We start from the raw sequence: 16,699 nt of genomic DNA on the forward strand, positions 1-16,699 counted from the left end.
GGTCTGGGGCTATGGCGCAGTTGGTAGCGCGTCTCGTTCGCAATGAGAAGGTCAGGGGTTCGAATCCCCTTAGCTCCACCAGAAGTTCAGCACCTCGCAGCATCACGAAGGCCCTCCCGGCGGGAGGGCCTTCGTCGTGTCGGGAGTCGCCCCCAACGGGGGCCCATGGGTGTGTCAAATTCACGGCATACTCTTAGAAATGAGCATTCCGCAGCCTCCCTCCGATCCTCAGCAGCCGAACTACCAGCCCGACCCCTCCGCTCCCGGTGCAGGCGCGCCTGCGGCGGGCTACCCGTACCAGGCTCCCGCCTACGGTCCGCCCCCCACCGCACCCCAGAACACCGGGGGCAACGGCCTCGCGATCGCCTCCGTCGTGCTCGGCGGCGTCGGCCTGGTCCTGTCCTGGATCTTCCTCGGCGGCATCCTGGCGCTCGTCGGGCTCGTCCTCGGCGTCGTCGCCCTGGTCAAGAAGCGCGGCTCGCGTCTCCTCGCGATCATCGGCACGGCTGTCTCCGCCCTCGCCCTCGTGATCTCGGTCATCGTCACGATCGTCACGTTCATCGCTGCCGCCTCGGCGATCAGCCAGATCAACGAGTCGCTCGAGTCGACGTCCGTCTCGCAGTCGCCCGCCGCCGAGGCCGAGGACGACGCCGCCGAGACGACGACCGAGAACGTGGCGTTCGGCGAGACGGTCACCTACGACGACGGCCTCGCCGTCACCGTCTCCGCGCCCGAGACCTTCACCCCCGGCGAGTACGCCGCCGGTGCGGACCAGGCCGCGAACGTCGTCTTCACGATCACGATCACCAACGGCACGGACGCGAACTTCGACCCGACCCTGGCGTACCCGTCCGTCGCCTCCAGCGGCGTCGAGGCGTCGAGCGTCTACGACTCCGACCAGTCGCTCGACCAGCCCAGCACCGCGATCCCTGCCGGCCAGTCGGTCACGTGGCGCAGCGCCTTCTCGGTCGCCGACCCCGCGCAGCTGATCCTGGAGCTCAGCCCCGGCCCGTTCGAGTACGACTCGATCGTCTACCAGAGCTGACGACAGCTCTCTGCAGCACCCGTGCCGCTCGCCCTCCGGGGCGGGCGGCACTCCTGTTCCCGGGGCCGCCGAGGGTGCAGGCAGCTCGACCGCGCGTCGGCGAAGATGGAGGCGTGCCCCTCGACTCCCGTGATCCCGACCTGCTCGCGCGCCTCCGGGCCGACCTCGCGTCCTCCGACTTCACGGTCGATCGTCTGACGGGGCCCGACGCCTGGGGAGCGAGCGCCGGTGCGGCGCTCTTCCGGGGAGAGCGCGTCGCGGCCCGTCGTGCGCTCGTGAGGAGCGCCTCCCGCGTGCCGTCGCTCCGTCCGGCGGCGACGCTGGCGTCGCTGTTCATCCTGGGATGGCCGCAGCCGCTCGCCGACGTGGAGGCGGCGCTGCCGACCCTGGGGGCGGCAGGCGCTGCCGCGCTCGGCCTGATCGAGGCCTCCGACGACGAGGTGCGCGCGCTGGTCGACCTGCGGCCGTACGCGTTCGTCGACGCGTCCGGCGAGGCCAGCTGGTGGATCGCCTCCGACCTCGGCGAGCTGGCCCTCGGGGGCGCGCTCCGCGAGGACCACGTGCTGGGGGTCGGCGGGGCGTCGGCGACGCTGGCCGGGCTGATGATCCCGCGCACCGTCGACAGCGCGCTCGACCTCGGCACGGGCTGCGGCATCCAGGCGCTGCACGTCGCCCGGCACGCCCGCCGGGTCGTCGCCACCGACATCTCGCAGCGCGCCCTCGACTTCGCGGCCTTCAACGCCGCCCTCAACCTCGTCGACGGCATCGAGTTCCGGCTCGGCAGCCTCTTCGAGCCCGTCGAGGGCGAGTTCTTCGACCACGTCGTCTCGAACCCGCCGTTCGTCATCACGCCCCGGGCCGAGGGCGTGCCCGAGTACGAGTACCGCGACGGCGGCATGGTCGGCGACGACCTCGTCGCGTCCGTCGTGTCGCAGGTCGGCGCCCACCTCACGCCGGGAGGCGTCGCGCAGCTGCTCGGCAACTGGGAGACAGGAGGGGCGGACGCGGCTGCCGGGAAGCGCGGGGCGTACTCGGTGGCCGACTGGGTCGCCCGCGGCGGCGTCCCGCTGGACGTGTGGGTGGTCGAGCGCGAGCTGCAGGACCCGGCCGCCTACGCCGAGACCTGGATCCGCGACGGCGGCACCCGTGCGGGCACCGCCGACTTCGAGCGGCTCTACGAGGCCTGGCTCGGCGACTTCGAGCAGCGGGGCGTCGTCGAAGTCGGCTTCGGCTACGTGACCCTGAGGCGACCTCTCGACGCGGCGACGGAGCCCGTGGTCCGCACGGAGCGCCTCCTCGGGGGCCTCGGCTCGAACGACGTCGGCCTCGGTCGGCACCTCGGGGCCACGCTCGACGCCGTCGACCTGCTCCGCTCGCTCGACGACGACGCCCTGCTGGGCGCCCGTCTCACGGTCGCCGGCGACGTCACGGAGGAGCGGCACTACTGGCCCGGCAACGACGACCCCACGGTCATCACGCTGAGGCAGGGAGGCGGCTTCGCCCGGTCGGTCGAGTCGGGCACGGCCCTCTCGGCGCTGGTGGGCGCCTGCGACGGCGAGCTCAGCGCCAGCGCGATCGTGGGCGCGCTCGCCCACCTGCTCGAGGCCGACGAGGGCGCGCTCACGGCCGAGCTCCTGCCCCGGGTGCGCGAGCTCGTGACGACGGGGATGCTCCGCGCCTGATCGCCGAGCGGGCAGGGCCGCGGTGCCCGCTCGGCTCCGACGGGCTAGAGGTCGTCGCCCGTCTCGTCGTCGGCCGCCGCTGCCTCCTGCTTGCCGACCCGGTCGCCCCAGGTGCGCCAGCTGTACTCGGGCACGAAGCCGAGCAGGTCGCGGGCCTTGTCGCTGCTGAGCAGGGAGTCCGTGCCCTCGACGGCGGCCCGGCGCTCGACGGTCGGCCAGAACTGGTCGGCGAGCAGGGCGGTGGGCGTGTTCATGACCGTGTCGGTCGCGGCGATGATGAACGCCTCGAAGCCGACGAGGTCGCTCTCGAGCGCCTTCCGCACGGCCTGGGCACCGTCGCGGGCGTCGATGTACGAGAAGAGGTTGAACGTCTTCTTCTCGGGGGTCTCGTCCCAGGGGTACTCGGAGTAGTCGCCGTCGTCCATGACGTTCGAGAATCGGAGGCCGATCATCTTCAGCTGGCGGTCCCAGCGGGTGAAGTGGCGGGCCATCTCCTCGTCGAGGGCCTTGCCGAGCGAGTACGACGACTCGGGCCGCACGGCGTACTCCTCGTCGAGGGGCAGGTAGGGCGGGTCGAGGTCGAACGGGATGCCGAGCAGGGTCTCGCTGGAGGCCCAGACGACGTTGCGGATGTGGGCCGCACGGGCTGCGGCGAACACGTTGTAGCTGCCGGTGACGTTGTTGTGGAAGAGGGTCGCGTTCGGCACGAGCCCGGGCGCCGGGATCGCCCCGAGGTGCACGACGGCGTCGATCGAGTCGTAGCGGTCGTCGACGTGGGTGAGCGCCTGCAGCACCTGGCCGTAGTCGGACAGGTCGACCTGCACGTACGTGACGCCCTCGACCGGGTCGGGGCTCGGCACGCGGTCGAGCAGCACGACCTCCCAGCCGTGGGCGGCGAGGTCGCGGACGACGGCTCGGCCGAGCTTGCCGCTGCCTCCGGTGACGGCGACGCGGAGGGCCGCGGGGGACGGGGTGGATGACGACATCGTCTGCACTCTTCCTGGGGTCGGGGCGGCGCTCGGTGCGCCTGCTCCTGTCTACCGTGTCGGCGCTGGACGTGCGCGACGGAGCCGCGGGTACGGTCGTGCGGGACGGGGCCGTCCGGCCCCCTCCGCCGCCACGGCGACGGACGACACGAGGAGGCGCCCCATGAGCGACACCCAGAGCCACGACCCCGCAGACCACGACGTCGACCCCCGCCACGACTCGGCCGCCGTGCACGGGGACGACCCGGCGCCCGTCGAGGAGCACGCCGGCTCGGCCGCCGACGACGCCGCTCGCGAGGGCGCCGTCGAGCAGGTGGACGACACGCTCGGCGGGCACATCCCGCTGCGCTGAGCCCGTTGGCCGCGGAGCGCAGCTCCGCAGCCCCTCGGTGCCCCCAGTTCTAGTCGGACGCATGAATCACCCGCCGTTCACCCCACCGCGCCGAAGAGGCGCGGGCTACAGTGCAGTGTGCTCACCGGCTGGTTACCGGGGCACATCGCGCCCGTCATCGTCGACGTGCGACCGAGCGTGGTCTCCTGATCCGATCCCGCCCGGCCCCGTCCGAGGGCGCGACCGCACGCCTCCGCCCGAGCCCTGCTCGGCCACGGGGGCGTGTGCTGTCTCGGGACTCGCCGTCTCGCCCCTCCCGCGTGCCCGGACCGGTGCCGACCGCCTCCGGCCCGCCTCGCCTCGCTGTCGCTGGCATGGGGCAGGATCGACACATCATGTCGCCCGCCCCCTCCGCACCGCTGTCCGCCCTGCTGCCCGAGAACCCGGGGCCCGAGTCGTACGACCAGGACACGGCCTACGCCGACTTCGCGGAGTGGGCCGAGAACCGGGGCCTGCCGCTGTACCCGGCGCAGGACGAGGCGATGATGGAGCTCGTCTCCGGCGCCTCGGTCGTGCTCAGCACGCCGACCGGCACCGGCAAGTCGCTGGTCGCCGCAGGCGCGCACTTCGTCGCCCTCTCGCAGGGCAAGCGCACCTACTACACCGCGCCCATCAAGGCCCTGGTCAGCGAGAAGTTCTTCGCCCTGGTCGAGCTGTTCGGGCCGGAGCAGGTGGGCATGGTCACGGGCGACTCGTCGGTCAACGCCGACGCGCCGATCATCTGCTGCACCGCCGAGATCCTCGCGAACCTCGCCCTGCGCCACGGCTCGGACGCCGACGTCGACCAGGTCGTGATGGACGAGTTCCACTTCTACGGCGACCAGTCGCGCGGCTGGGCCTGGCAGGTGCCGCTGCTGCTGCTCGACCGTGCGCAGTTCCTCCTCATGTCGGCGACCCTCGGCGACGTCACGCGCCTCGTCGACGACCTGTCGCGCCGCACCGGGCGCCCGGTCGCCCGGGTGACCGGCGTCGAGCGCCCGGTGCCGCTGCACTACTCGTACGCCCAGACCCCCGTGCAGGAGACGGTCGAAGAACTGCTTTCCACCGGCGAGGCCCCGGTCTACGTCGTGCACTTCTCGCAGGCCGCCGCGCTCGAGCGCGCGCAGGCCCTGTCGAGCATCAAGGTGGCCAGCCGTGAGCAGCGCGACGAGATCGCCGAGCTGATCGGCGGGTTCCGCTTCAGCACCGGCTTCGGCAAGACCCTCAGCCGACTGGTGCGCTCGGGCATCGGCGTGCACCACGCGGGCATGCTGCCCAAGTACCGGCGCCTCGTCGAGCAGCTCGCCCAGCGGGGGCTGCTCCGCGTCATCTGCGGCACCGACACCCTCGGCGTGGGCATCAACGTGCCGATCCGCACCGTCCTGCTCACCGCGCTCACGAAGTTCGACGGCACCCGGATGCGACAGCTGACGGCGCGGGAGTTCCACCAGGTCGCGGGTCGCGCCGGCCGCGCCGGCTACGACACCTCGGGCACCGTCGTGCTGCAGGCGCCGGAGCACGAGATCGACAACCTGAAAGCGATCGAGAAGGCGGGCGACGACCCGAAGAAGAAGCGCAAGATCGTCCGCAAGAAGGCGCCGGAGGGATTCGTCTCGTGGGGCGAGCCCAGCTTCCACAAGCTGATCGCCGCCGAGCCGGAGGCGCTGGTCTCGCACATGCAGATCACCCACGCCATGCTGCTCAACGTCATCGGCCGCGGGGGCGACGTCTTCGCGAACGTGCGCTCGCTCGTGTTCGACAACCACGAACCCCGGTCGGCGCAGTACGCGATGGCGCGCCAGGCCATCTCGATCTACCGCACGCTCCGCACCGCGGAGGTCGTCGTGCAGGAGGCGAGCCACGACGGAGGCGCGCCCACCATCCGCCTGACGGTCGACCTCCAGGCGAACTTCGCCCTGAACCAGCCGCTCTCGCCGTTCGCCCTGGCGACCTTCGACGTGCTCGACCAGGAGTCGCCGAGCTACGCGCTCGACGTCGTCTCCGTCGTGGAGGCGACCCTCGACGACCCGCGCCCGATCCTCTCGCAGCAGCAGTTCAAGGCCCGCGGCGAGGCCGTGGCCGAGATGAAGCGCGAGGGCGTCGAGTACGACCAGCGGATGGAGCTGCTCGAGGGCGTCACCTGGCCGAAGCCCCTCGACGAGCTCCTGACCGCGCTGTTCGAGACGTACGCGGCGTCCCAGCCGTGGATCGGCGACTTCGCGCTGAGCCCCAAGTCGGTCGTGCGCGACCTGTACGAGCGCGCGATGACGTTCGGCGACTACGTGGCCTTCTACGGTCTCGCGCGCTCGGAGGGCCTCGTGCTCCGGTACCTCTCCGACGCGTTCCGGGCCCTGCGCCAGACCGTTCCCGACGAGGCCAAGACCGACGAGCTGGCCGACCTGATCGAGTGGCTCGGCGAGCTGGTGCGCCAGGTCGACTCGTCGCTGCTCGACGAGTGGGAGGAGATGCTCAACCCCCGCGAGGTCGAGGCCCATGACGAGATCGTGCCGCCGGTGCTCCGCCGCTTCACGGCGAACGACCGCGCGTTCCGCATCGCGGTCCGCAACGAGATGTTCCGCCGGGTGCAGCTGATGGCCCGGGACGACGCCGAGGGGCTGGGTCAGCTCGACGCCTCCTCGGGGTGGGACACCGACCGCTGGGGCCAGGCCCTCGACCGCTACTTCGACGAGTACGACACGATCGGCACCGACACCGACGCGCGCGGGCCGCACATGCTGCAGATCGAGCAGCTGCCGACCGTGTGGCGCGTGCGGCAGATCCTGGCCGACCCCGACGGCGACCACGACTTCGGCATCTCGGCCGTCGTCGACCTCGCGTCGAGCGACGAGCGGGGGGAGGCGGTGGTCACGGTCACGGCCGTCGGCCCGGCCTCCGAGCGCGCCGGCGGCAGCGGAGGCAGGGTCGTCGAGGAGTAACGTTGTCGGCGGCCCGGCCGACCACGGCTGCCCGTCACCCCCGGAGCGACCCTCCGGTGCACCGCCCCCGGCGACCCGTCGCCGGGCCCCCCGAGGAGGACCCATGTCTCGCCTGTCCGGCAAAGTCGCGATCGTCACGGGAGCCGCCTCGGGCATCGGCGAGGCCATCGTCCGCCGCTTCGCCGACGAGGGGGCGCAGGTCGTCGCGACCGACATCCTCGACGGATCGGCCGTCGCGGCCGAGGCCGGCGCGGAGTTCATCCAGCACGACGTCGCCAACGGCGGCGACTGGAAGCGCGTGATGGACAGGGTGGCCGACCACTACGGGCACCTCGACGTGCTCGTCAACAACGCGGGCATCGTCTCGGGACAGTCGATCGACGTGACGCAGCTCGAGAGCTGGAACCGCGTCTTCGCCGTCAACGTCACGGGCGTCATGCTCGGCACGCGGTTCGCGATCGAGCAGATGCGCGCCAACCCCGAGCGGTCGGGCGGCTCGATCATCAACCTGGCGCCGGCGACGTCGTTCCTCGGCTTCGGCGACGACGCGGCCTACACCGCCAGCAAGCACGCCCTGGTCGGCCTCACCCGCTCGAGCGCCGCGCACGCCGCCCAGGAGGGCTGGGACATCCGCATCAACTCGCTGCACCCCGGGCCGACCGACACGGCGCTGTTCCGACGTCAGGTCGAGGCCCAGCCCGCCCTGCTCGACGCGTTCCGCACGATGAGCCCCCGCGGGCGGCTGGCCATGCCGGAGGAGGTGGCCGGGCTCGCCCTGCACCTCGCGTCCGACGACTCCGCGTTCTCGACGGGCGCGCAGTTCGTCGTCGACGGCGGGCTGTCGAGCACGCACCCCTCGATGTAGCGCGCCGCGCCGCGGCTCGCCGCACCGCGTCCCGTGCGCTGCGCCGGGTCCAGGCGCGGTGCGGTGCACGAGACCCGGTGCGATGCCTAGAAGAGGGTGGCGGGCGGCTCGGGCGGCGCCGCGACCGGCGACGTCGTCGCGACGGGCGCGCCGGGCCAGCCGGGGCCTGAGGGTACGTCGGTGCGGTTCTGGAACGCGGTGGCGGCACCCCGGGCGCGGACGTCGGCCGCCTCGTTCATCTCGTGCCCGACGTGGCCGCGGACCCACTCGAAGGTGACCTTGCGCCCGGCGAGGGCGTCGTCGAGCTCCTTGAGGATCTCGACGTTCAGCACCGGCTTGCCGTCGGCTTTGCGCCAGCCCTTGCGCTTCCAGCCGGGCATCCACTCGGTGCACGCCTTGATCGTGTACTGGCTGTCGCACAGGATGTGCACCGGCTCGCCGGCGTCGGCCGTGGCCCGCAGCAGCTCGAGCACGGCCGTGAGCTCGCCCTGGTTGTTCGTCGCGCGGGGCCAGCCGCCCGCTGCCCAGCGGTCGTCGTCGACGTACCAGGCCCAGCCGGCGGGGCCGGGGTTGCCGAGGGCGGATCCGTCAGCGGCGGCGACGATCGTCATGGGTGCTCCTTGCTCGTGATGTGCGCCCACCACGGTACGCGAGCGGCGCGCGCCCCTCGACCTGCGCCTCCCCGGTGCTGCCGGGGCAGGCCTCTCTCGTCTCGTCTCGGTCGATGTCGGCGGGTTCCCGCAGCCCGCGGCGGGTCGGCGCCCACCCGCCGGCGGGCACTGCAACCCGCCGCACGTGACAGGAACCCGCTGGGTGTGACGGGAACCCGCCGACTCGAGCGAGAAAGAATGACGAGAGAGAGAGGAGAGGTCAGCCGACCTGGTCGGGGTGCGAGCCGGAGCGCTCGCCGCTGTCGAGCGCGGCGATCGTGGCGAGGTCGTCGTCGTCGAGCTCGAAGCCGAACACGTCGAGGTTCGACGCCAGCCGGCGCGCGTCCACGGTCTTGGGGATCACCACGAGCCCCTGCTGCAGGTGCCAGCGGATGACGGCCTGCGCGGGCTCGACGCCGTGCTTCGCCGCGATCCGGCCGATCGCGGCGTCGTCGAGCACGCGACCGCGGGCGAGCGGCGACCAGGCCTCGACGGCGATGCCCCGGGCCGCGCAGAACTCGCGCAGCTCGTGCTGCTGCAGCCACGGGTGGGCCTCGACCTGGTCGATGACCGGCACGACGCTCGTCTCGCCGAGCAGCCGCTCGAGGTGGTGCACCTGGAAGTTGCTGACGCCGATCGACCGGGCCCGCCCCTCCTCGGCGATCCGCTCGAGCGCACGCCAGGTGTCGACGTACTTGTCCTGCGTGGGGGCCGGCCAGTGGATCAGGTAGAGCTCGACGTGGTCGGTGCCGAGGCGGTCGAGGCTCGCGTCGAAGGCGCGCAGCGTCTCGTCGAAGCCCTGCTCGGTGTTCCACACCTTGGTCGTGACGAAGACCTCGTCCCGCGGCACGTCGGAGGCACGCAGTGCCTGCCCCACGCCGACCTCGTTGCCGTAGAACGACGCCGTGTCGACGTGGCGGTACCCGAGATCGAGGGCGGTGGCGACGACTGTGCGCGCCTCGTCGTCGGCGACCTTGTAGACGCCGAGGCCGAGCTGGGGGATGCGGGCTCCGTCGGAGAGCGCGACGGACGGGACGCTGATGTCGGACATGCCCCGATCCTCCCATCCGCGATCACGGCCGGGCCGAGGAGGTCCGGGCCGGCAGACGAGGAGGCACGGGCCGGGCGACGAGGAGGAGGCGCCGGTCAGCTGGCCTGGACGGGGACCGGCTCCGTGTCGGGCAGCGGGCTCGCGTCGCGCCCCCGGAGGTCGGGCAGCGAGCGGTGGAACACGAGTCCGACGATCACCCCCACGAACGCGAACGCGGCGGCGACCACGAGGCCGCCCTGCCCGCCGATGCGGTCGATCCAGAAGCCGGCGATCGCCGAGCCGAGGGCCGAGCCGATCAGCTGGCCGGTGCCGGCCCAGCCGTAGGCCTCGGCGGTGTCGCTGAACTTGACGCTCGACGAGACGATGGCGAACATCACGGCGAGGGCCGGCGCGATGCCGACCCCGGCGACGAGGAGGGCGCCGCTGATCGGCAGGAGTCCCGTGGCGAAGATCGCGAGCACCATGCCGACGAACACGATCGCGAGGCGGCGGCCGAGCGCCCAGGGGCCGACGGGCACGTGCCCGAGTGCGAGACCGCCGACGAGCGAGCCGGCGGCGAAGACGGCCAGGGCGATGCCCGAGTCGGCGCTGCCCTCGCCGAAGAGCGCCACGACGCCGGCCTCGACCGCGGCGCACGCGCCGATGAGCAGGAAGCCCGCGACGGTGGCGAGCAGCACGGTGGGCCGGGCGAGCACCTTGCCGAACGAGCGCTTGCTGCGCGGGATGCGCACACGGCCGACCTCAGGCGAGGCGATGAACCAGATGCCGCCGCCGACGAGGAAGAGCGCGGCCAGCCAGATCGCCTCGCGGGTGCCCACCTGCGTCCCGACGAAGGTGGTGATGACCGGACCGGCGACCCAGATGATCTCCTGGGCGGAGGCGTCGAGCGAGAAGAGGGGAGTCAGCTGCGACGAGTTGACCATCTTCGGGTAGATCGTGCGGACGGCGGGCTGCACGGGCGGCACGCTGAGGCCGGTGACGAAGCCGAGCGCCATGAAGGCGGGCACCGAGAAGTCGTAGGCGGTGAACGCGAGCATCGTGACGAGGCAGACGCTGAGCGTCAGGAGCAGCACGGGGCGCATGCCCCAGCGGCCCATCCAGCGGCTGGTGAGCGGTCCGGAGATCGCCTGGCCGATGCTCGTCGCGGCGAGCACGAGCCCGGCTGCCGCGTAGGAGTGGTGCACGTGCTCGACGTGCAGCAGGAACGCGAGCGAGAGCATCCCGAAGGGGAACCGCGCGGTCAGCTGGGCCGCGATGATGCGCCCCACGCCGGGGGTCTTCAGGAGGGACGAATAGGTGCTCACGAGAGGTCGAGTCTACGGAGGCGCGGGCGCGTGCGGCAGCCCCGTCCCGACACGCCGCGACACGCCGTGGCCCCGAACTGGGGACGACGCCGTCGCGATGTCGGAGGTGGGGAGGAACATGTGCACAACCGCCAGATCCTGGGGGCAACTCCGCCAGATCTGTGCAGAACTTGGGGGAACTCCTGTGGAGAACTCGCCCGACAGAACTACACGCCTGTAACACCGCATCTAGTTGTGGGCCCGAGTCCGGGCCACAAGATGTAGTATCGAGGAGTTGCCGCAGGCACTACGCCCGCTGCCCCAGACCCGCATCAGAACCACCGCGTCCGACCCCCGCGTCGGCCCGAGAACACAGGGGAAACCATGGCCATCACCGTCTACACCAAGCCGTCCTGCGTCCAGTGCACGGCCACCTACCGCGCCCTCGACAACAAGGGCATCGAGTACGAAGTCCTCGATGTCACCGCCGACGACGCCGCGCTCGAGACCGTCAAGGCGCTCGGCTACCTGCAGGCGCCCGTCGTCATCGCCGACGACGACCACTGGAGCGGCTTCCGCCCCGACAAGATCGCCGGCCTGGCCGCCCGCGTCTCCTGACCCGCGCCTCCTCGTGACGGGTGCGGGCCACAGCCCGTTCCCGTCGCCGGAGGCACAGCACCACGAGCAGAGGAGGCGGTCGTCACCGTGACCCATCTCGTCTACTTCTCCAGCGTCTCGGGCAACACGCACCGGTTCGTCGAGAAGCTCGGGGTGCCGGCTGAGCGCATCCCGCTCTTCCCCTCCGAGCCCCCGCTCCACGCCCGTGACCCCTTTGTCCTCGTCCTGCCGACCTACGGCGGCGGCGAGGGCAGAGGCGCCGTCCCGAAGCAGGTCATCCGGTTCCTCAACGACGAGGGCAACCGCAGCCTCATCCGAGGCGTGGTCGCGGCGGGCAACACCAACTTCGGAGAGGGGTACTGCCTGGCCGGCGACATCGTCGCCGCCAAGTGCGACGTGCCTCTGCTCTACCGGTTCGAGGTCTTCGGCACCCCGGACGACGTCTCAGCAGTACAGAACGGATTGGAAGAATTTTGGACGCAGCAGTCGACGATCTCGAAGTGATCGCAGCACCCGGGCAGGGCATGAGCATGGACTACCACTCGCTCAACGCGATGCTGAACCTGTACGGCCCGTCGGGCGAGATCCAGTTCGACAAGGACAGGGAGGCGGCCAAGCAGTACTTCCTGCAGCACGTCAACCAGAACACGGTCTTCTTCCACAACCTGCGTGAGCGTCTCGACTACCTCGTCGAGAACGAGTACTACGAGCTCGCCACCATCGAGCAGTACGACTTCGCCTTCATCGAGCGCCTGAACGACCTGGCCTACTCGAAGAAGTTCCGGTTCCAGACCTTCCTCGGCGCGTTCAAGTACTACACCTCGTACACGCTCAAGACGTTCGACGGCAAGCGCTACCTCGAGCGCCTCGAAGACCGAGTCGTGATGACCGCCCTCGGCCTGGCCCAGGGCGACGAGCAGCTCGCGATCGACCTCGTCGAGGAGATCATCGGCGGCCGCTTCCAGCCGGCCACCCCCACGTTCCTCAACACCGCGAAGGCCCAGCGAGGCGAGCTCGTCAGCTGCTTCCTGCTGCGCATCGAGGACAACATGGAGTCGATCTCGCGCGGCATCAACTCGTCGCTGCAGCTTTCGAAGCGCGGCGGCGGCGTCGCGCTGTCGCTCTCGAACATCCGCGAGGCCGGCGCCCCGATCAAGCAGATCGAGAACCAGTCGTCGGGCATCATCCCCGTCATGAAGCTCCTCGAGGACAGCTTCAGCTACGCGAACCAGCTGGGTGCCCGCCAGGGCGCCGGTGCCGTGTACCTCAGCGCGCACCACCCCGACATCATGCGGTTCCTCGACACCAAGCGCGAGAACGCCGACGAGAAGATCCGCATCAAGACGCTGTCCCTCGGCGTCGTCGTGCCCGACATCACGTTCGAGCTCGCCAAGAACAACGAGGACATGTACCTCTTCTCGCCGTACGACGTCGAGAAGGTCTACGGCGTCCCCTTCGGCGACGTGGCGATCAGCGAGAAGTACCGCGAGATGGTGGCCGACGGCCGCATCAAGAAGACCAAGATCAAGGCGCGCGACTTCTTCCAGACGATCGCCGAGATCCAGTTCGAGTCGGGCTACCCCTACATCGTCTTCGAGGACACGGTCAACAAGGCGAACCCCATCAAGGGCCGCATCAACATGTCGAACCTGTGCTCGGAGATCCTGCAGGTCAACACCCCGACCACGTTCAACGAAGACCTGTCGTACAACGAGATCGGCAAGGACATCTCGTGCAACCTCGGGTCGATGAACATCGCGCTGTCGATGGACGCCCCCGACTTCGGCAAGACCGTCGAGACCGCGATCCGCGGCCTCAGCGCGGTCAGCGACATGAGCCACATCCAGTCGGTCCGCTCGATCGAGGTCGGGAACGACCAGTCGCACGCCATCGGCCTCGGCCAGATGAACCTGCACGGCTACCTCGCTCGTGAGCGGGTCCACTACGGCAGCGAAGAAGCGATCGACTTCACGAACATCTACTTCTACACGGTGCTGTTCCACGCCCTGCGTGCCTCGAACACGATCGCGATCGAGCGCGGCGTGACCTTCGGCGGCTTCGAGGACTCGAAGTACGCCTCCGGCGAGTTCTTCGACAAGTACACCGAGCAGGAGTGGGTGCCCAGCACCGAGCGCGCGGCCGGCCTCTTCGCCGCGTCGGGCGTCGCCATCCCCACGCAAGAGGATTGGCGTCAGCTCAAGGCCAGCGTCATGCAGCACGGCCTGTACAACCAGAACCTGCAGGCGGTGCCCCCGACCGGCTCGATCTCGTACATCAACCACTCGACCTCGTCGATCCACCCGATCGCGTCGAAGATCGAGATCCGCAAGGAAGGCAAGCTCGGCCGCGTCTACTACCCGGCGCCGTTCATGACGAACGACAACCTGGAGTACTACACCGACGCGTACGAGATCGGCCCCGAGAAGATCATCGACACCTACGCCGCGGCCACGCAGCACGTCGACCAGGGCCTCTCGCTCACCCTGTTCTTCAAGGACACCGCGACGACCCGCGACATCAACAAGGCCCAGATCTACGCATGGCGCGCGGGCATCAAGACGATCTACTACATCCGTCTGCGCCAGCTGGCCCTCGAGGGCACCGAGGTCGACGGCTGCGTCAGCTGCATGTTGTAGGTCGCACGACCCAGGCCTGAGGGCCACCCGGCGGGGGCCGGTCTCGACGACCGGCCCCCGCCTCCTGAACTGAGATCCACGGCATCATCCCGACGGAAGAGACGACATGACCATCACCGACAAGATCAACAGCGTCGCCGGCGACCCGGTGCACGCCACCGGCAAGTCGATCCCGCTGATCAAGTCGGTCAGCGCGATCAACTGGAACCGCATCCAGGACGACAAGGACGTCGAGGTCTGGAACCGCCTCGTCAACAACTTCTGGCTGCCCGAGAAGATCCCGCTGTCGAACGACGTGCAGTCGTGGAACACCCTCACGCCCGAAGAACAGCAGCTCACCATGCGCGTGTTCACGGGCCTGACGCTGCTCGACACGATCCAGGGCACCGTCGGCGCGATCAGCCTGATCCCCGATGCGATCACCCCTCATGAAGAGGCCGTCTACACGAACATCGCGTTCATGGAGTCGGTGCACGCCAAGAGCTACTCGTCGATCTTCTCGACCCTCGCGTCGACGCCCGAGATCGACGACGCCTTCCGCTGGTCGGTCGAGAACCCGAACCTGCAGAAGAAGGCCCAGATCGTCCTCGACTACTACACGGGCGACGACCCCCTGAAGCGCAAGGTCGCCTCGACCCTGCTCGAGTCGTTCCTGTTCTACAGCGGCTTCTACCTGCCGATGTACTGGTCGTCGCGCGCCAAGCTCACCAACACGGCCGACCTGATCCGCCTCATCATCCGTGACGAGGCCGTGCACGGGTACTACATCGGCTACAAGTTCCAGAAGGGCCTCGAGGGCGCCTCGGACGAGCGCAAGCAGGAGATCAAGGACTACACGTTCAACCTGCTCTTCGAGCTCTACGAGAACGAGATCCAGTACACGCAGGATCTCTACGACACCGTCGGCCTGACCGAGGACGTCAAGAAGTTCCTGCACTACAACGCCAACAAGGCTCTGATGAACCTCGGCTACGAGCCGATGTTCCCCAAGGAGACGACCGACGTGAACCCGGCGATCCTGTCTGCGCTCTCGCCGAACGCCGACGAGAACCACGACTTCTTCTCGGGGTCGGGCTCGTCGTACGTCATCGGCAAGGCCGTCAACACCGAGGACGAGGACTGGGACTTCTAGCCCGTCCGGCTCTGCTGCACCACTCAGGAACCCGCGTCCTGATCCTCCACGGATCAGGACGCGGGTTCCTTCGTCGTGCACGGATCAGGAACGCGAGACGAGCTGTTCCTGAGATGTGCGCGCTCGACGGTCGAGCAGGTCGAGCAGGTCGGGCCGAGCGGAGGAGGCGCGGGTCGGCTGGTCGGGGGAGGCGCAGGCCCGCCGCGCACGCGACCATGGAGCAGACCCCTGCCACGAGGCCCGAGCTGACCGACGGAGCAACGATGACGACGAACCCCTCCTCCCGGCCGCCCGCGCACGGATGGACGGCACCTGGCGGCGAGCGGGTCGACGACGTGGATGCCGACGCGTGCGACCTCGACGAGTCGACGACCGCCGAGTGGCAGCCGGTCGCGGCGCACGTGGCTGGTGACCGGTACCTGCCTGCCGACTCGGCCGACGCCTCCACCGGCTCGATCGTCGTGGGGCTGAGGGTCTCGTGGTGGCCGATCGCCGCCTTCGTGCTGATCGCGTTCGGCCTCGCCTGGCTCGTCTGCCTGCCGCTCTGGCTCGGCGACGGCCTCGCCAGCCCGCTGCTGGGCGTCTGCGCGGTCGCGATGATGGCGACGCCCGCGATCGGGGCCCTGCTCGTCAGCCGGTTCGTCGACCGACCGGCCTCCATCCCGGGGGCTCTCGGGCTGTGGCCACTGCGCCCTGTCGGACGACTGCTCGCGTACCTCGGCCTGGGGCTCGTCGTGCCCGTCGCGCTCGTGCTCGTCGCCCTGCCGATCGGTGCCGCACTCGGCTCCTACCCGGCCGACGTCACCGGGTTCTCGGCGTTCCGAGAGCTGACCGAGCAGCAGGTGGCCCAGGCGACCGCGGGCCTCGGCGATCCGGGGCCGCTGCCGCCGATCGGCCTGCTCGTCGCCCTGCAGCTCGTGTCGATCCCGATCGGCGCGTTCGTCAACACCGTGCCCGCGCTGGGGGAGGAGCTCGGCTGGCGGGGCTTCCTGCTGCCGCGCCTCCTGCCCCTCGGCACCGCGCCTGCCGTCCTGCTCAGCGGCGTCGCGTGGGGGCTCTGGCACACGCCGTTGATCCTGCTCGGGTACAACTACGGAGTCCAGACGCCGGGGTGGCTCGGCGTGCTGATGATGACCGGGACGTGCGTGGTGGTCGGGGCCGTCTTCGCCTGGCTGCGGCTGCGGTCGGCCAGCGTCTGGCCGGCCGCCCTGGCGCACGGCGCGTTCAACGCCGCAGCCGGGTCGTACCTGCTCTTCGCTGCGGCGGGCGAGCGGATCGACCTCGTGCAGGGCACGATCCTCGGCTGGTCGGGCTGGATCGTCCCCGTGCTGCTCGTCGCGGTGCTCGCCGCCACGGGCCGGTTCCGTCGACCGGGCGCCTCCCGCCGCCGCTGACGACACGTCGTGCGAAGACGAAACACCCCCGAACCAGCACTGGACCCCCGG

The 16,699-nt window shown here is 70.3% G+C and carries 14 protein-coding genes and 1 tRNA gene; 11 read left to right on the forward strand and 4 right to left on the reverse strand.

Annotated elements, in window-relative coordinates:
• Positions 1–5 precede the first annotated feature (5 nt).
• The 3 genes from EDF18_RS11840 to EDF18_RS16650 all read left to right on the forward strand — a co-directional run bounded on the left by EDF18_RS11840 (position 6) and on the right by EDF18_RS16650 (position 2,727).
• A tRNA-Ala gene (locus EDF18_RS11840) sits at positions 6–81 on the forward strand.
• 118 nt (positions 82–199) lie between these two features.
• Positions 200–1,045 carry a DUF4190 domain-containing protein gene (locus tag EDF18_RS16645; protein ID WP_123547984.1) on the forward strand — a complete coding sequence of 282 codons (846 nt, stop codon included), beginning with the start codon at positions 200–202 and terminating at the stop codon, positions 1,043–1,045.
• A gap of 113 nt (positions 1,046–1,158) precedes the next feature.
• Positions 1,159–2,727 (forward strand): methyltransferase, encoded by a 1,569-nt coding sequence (locus tag EDF18_RS16650; RefSeq protein WP_123547985.1) that lies wholly within the window; start codon positions 1,159–1,161, stop codon positions 2,725–2,727.
• A gap of 44 nt (positions 2,728–2,771) precedes the next feature.
• Here the strand turns inward: EDF18_RS16650 and EDF18_RS11855 are convergent, their stop codons facing one another.
• A complete protein-coding gene (locus tag EDF18_RS11855; protein ID WP_123548314.1) occupies positions 2,772–3,713 on the reverse strand; it encodes an NAD(P)-dependent oxidoreductase in 942 nt (313 codons plus the stop codon).
• Positions 3,714–3,876: 163 nt separating this feature from the next.
• On the opposite strand from EDF18_RS11855, the gene EDF18_RS11860 reads away from it, so the two are divergent.
• From EDF18_RS11860 to EDF18_RS11870, 3 genes are all read left to right on the forward strand, one after another.
• Positions 3,877–4,065 (forward strand): hypothetical protein, encoded by a 189-nt coding sequence (locus EDF18_RS11860; protein WP_123547986.1) that lies wholly within the window; start codon positions 3,877–3,879, stop codon positions 4,063–4,065.
• A gap of 374 nt (positions 4,066–4,439) precedes the next feature.
• Positions 4,440–7,019 (forward strand): RNA helicase, encoded by a 2,580-nt coding sequence (locus EDF18_RS11865; protein WP_123547987.1) that lies wholly within the window; start codon positions 4,440–4,442, stop codon positions 7,017–7,019.
• A 103-nt stretch (positions 7,020–7,122) separates the two neighbouring features.
• Positions 7,123–7,884, forward strand: coding sequence for an SDR family oxidoreductase (locus EDF18_RS11870; protein WP_123547988.1), 762 nt, complete (start codon positions 7,123–7,125; stop codon positions 7,882–7,884).
• Between the two features lie 86 nt (positions 7,885–7,970).
• Here the strand turns inward: EDF18_RS11870 and EDF18_RS11875 are convergent, their stop codons facing one another.
• From EDF18_RS11875 to EDF18_RS11885, 3 genes are all read right to left on the reverse strand, one after another.
• The gene (locus EDF18_RS11875) at positions 7,971–8,495 is read right to left on the reverse strand and encodes a ribonuclease H (RefSeq protein ID WP_123547989.1); all 525 of its coding nucleotides are present in this window, start codon (positions 8,493–8,495) and stop codon (positions 7,971–7,973) included.
• A 259-nt stretch (positions 8,496–8,754) separates the two neighbouring features.
• Positions 8,755–9,585: an aldo/keto reductase gene (locus EDF18_RS11880; protein ID WP_123547990.1), complete on the reverse strand. Its 831-nt coding sequence runs from the start codon at positions 9,583–9,585 to the stop codon at positions 8,755–8,757.
• Between the two features lie 95 nt (positions 9,586–9,680).
• Positions 9,681–10,889 (reverse strand): MFS transporter, encoded by a 1,209-nt coding sequence (locus EDF18_RS11885; RefSeq protein ID WP_123547991.1) that lies wholly within the window; start codon positions 10,887–10,889, stop codon positions 9,681–9,683.
• Between the two features lie 363 nt (positions 10,890–11,252).
• Here EDF18_RS11885 and nrdH point away from each other — a divergent pair, with 363 nt between their 5' ends.
• From nrdH to EDF18_RS11910, 5 genes are all read left to right on the forward strand, one after another.
• Entirely contained in the window at positions 11,253–11,486 is a 234-nt protein-coding gene (gene nrdH, locus EDF18_RS11890; RefSeq protein ID WP_123547992.1) for a glutaredoxin-like protein NrdH, read from the forward strand.
• A gap of 87 nt (positions 11,487–11,573) precedes the next feature.
• Positions 11,574–11,990: a class Ib ribonucleoside-diphosphate reductase assembly flavoprotein NrdI gene (gene nrdI, locus EDF18_RS11895; RefSeq protein WP_123547993.1), complete on the forward strand. Its 417-nt coding sequence runs from the start codon at positions 11,574–11,576 to the stop codon at positions 11,988–11,990.
• 26 nt (positions 11,991–12,016) lie between these two features.
• The gene (nrdE, locus tag EDF18_RS11900; protein ID WP_199732444.1) at positions 12,017–14,122 is read left to right on the forward strand and encodes a class 1b ribonucleoside-diphosphate reductase subunit alpha; all 2,106 of its coding nucleotides are present in this window, start codon (positions 12,017–12,019) and stop codon (positions 14,120–14,122) included.
• Between the two features lie 106 nt (positions 14,123–14,228).
• A complete protein-coding gene (gene nrdF, locus EDF18_RS11905; protein WP_228506869.1) occupies positions 14,229–15,254 on the forward strand; it encodes a class 1b ribonucleoside-diphosphate reductase subunit beta in 1,026 nt (341 codons plus the stop codon).
• A gap of 215 nt (positions 15,255–15,469) precedes the next feature.
• Positions 15,470–16,648 (forward strand): CPBP family intramembrane glutamic endopeptidase, encoded by a 1,179-nt coding sequence (locus EDF18_RS11910; protein WP_233569110.1) that lies wholly within the window; start codon positions 15,470–15,472, stop codon positions 16,646–16,648.
• Positions 16,649–16,699: the final 51 nt, after the last annotated feature.

Source organism: Frigoribacterium sp. PhB107, from assembly GCF_003751515.1.
GTDB lineage: Bacteria > Actinomycetota > Actinomycetes > Actinomycetales > Microbacteriaceae > Frigoribacterium.

Excerpts from the sequence above, each read along its gene's own strand:
- EDF18_RS16645 (WP_123547984.1), top strand. The coding sequence starts at position 200 with ATGAGCATTCCGCAGCCTCCCTCCGATCCTCAGCAGCCGAACTACCAG.
- EDF18_RS11855 (WP_123548314.1), bottom strand. The coding sequence starts at position 3,713 with ATGTCGTCATCCACCCCGTCCCCCGCGGCCCTCCGCGTCGCCGTCACC.
- EDF18_RS11860 (WP_123547986.1), top strand. The coding sequence starts at position 3,877 with ATGAGCGACACCCAGAGCCACGACCCCGCAGACCACGACGTCGACCCC.
- EDF18_RS11865 (WP_123547987.1), top strand. The coding sequence starts at position 4,440 with ATGTCGCCCGCCCCCTCCGCACCGCTGTCCGCCCTGCTGCCCGAGAAC.
- EDF18_RS11870 (WP_123547988.1), top strand. The coding sequence starts at position 7,123 with ATGTCTCGCCTGTCCGGCAAAGTCGCGATCGTCACGGGAGCCGCCTCG.
- EDF18_RS11875 (WP_123547989.1), bottom strand. The coding sequence starts at position 8,495 with ATGACGATCGTCGCCGCCGCTGACGGATCCGCCCTCGGCAACCCCGGC.
- EDF18_RS11880 (WP_123547990.1), bottom strand. The coding sequence starts at position 9,585 with ATGTCCGACATCAGCGTCCCGTCCGTCGCGCTCTCCGACGGAGCCCGC.
- nrdH (WP_123547992.1), top strand. The coding sequence starts at position 11,253 with ATGGCCATCACCGTCTACACCAAGCCGTCCTGCGTCCAGTGCACGGCC.
- nrdE (WP_199732444.1), top strand. The coding sequence starts at position 12,017 with ATGGACTACCACTCGCTCAACGCGATGCTGAACCTGTACGGCCCGTCG.
- nrdF (WP_228506869.1), top strand. The coding sequence starts at position 14,229 with ATGACCATCACCGACAAGATCAACAGCGTCGCCGGCGACCCGGTGCAC.
- EDF18_RS11910 (WP_233569110.1), top strand. The coding sequence starts at position 15,470 with ATGGAGCAGACCCCTGCCACGAGGCCCGAGCTGACCGACGGAGCAACG.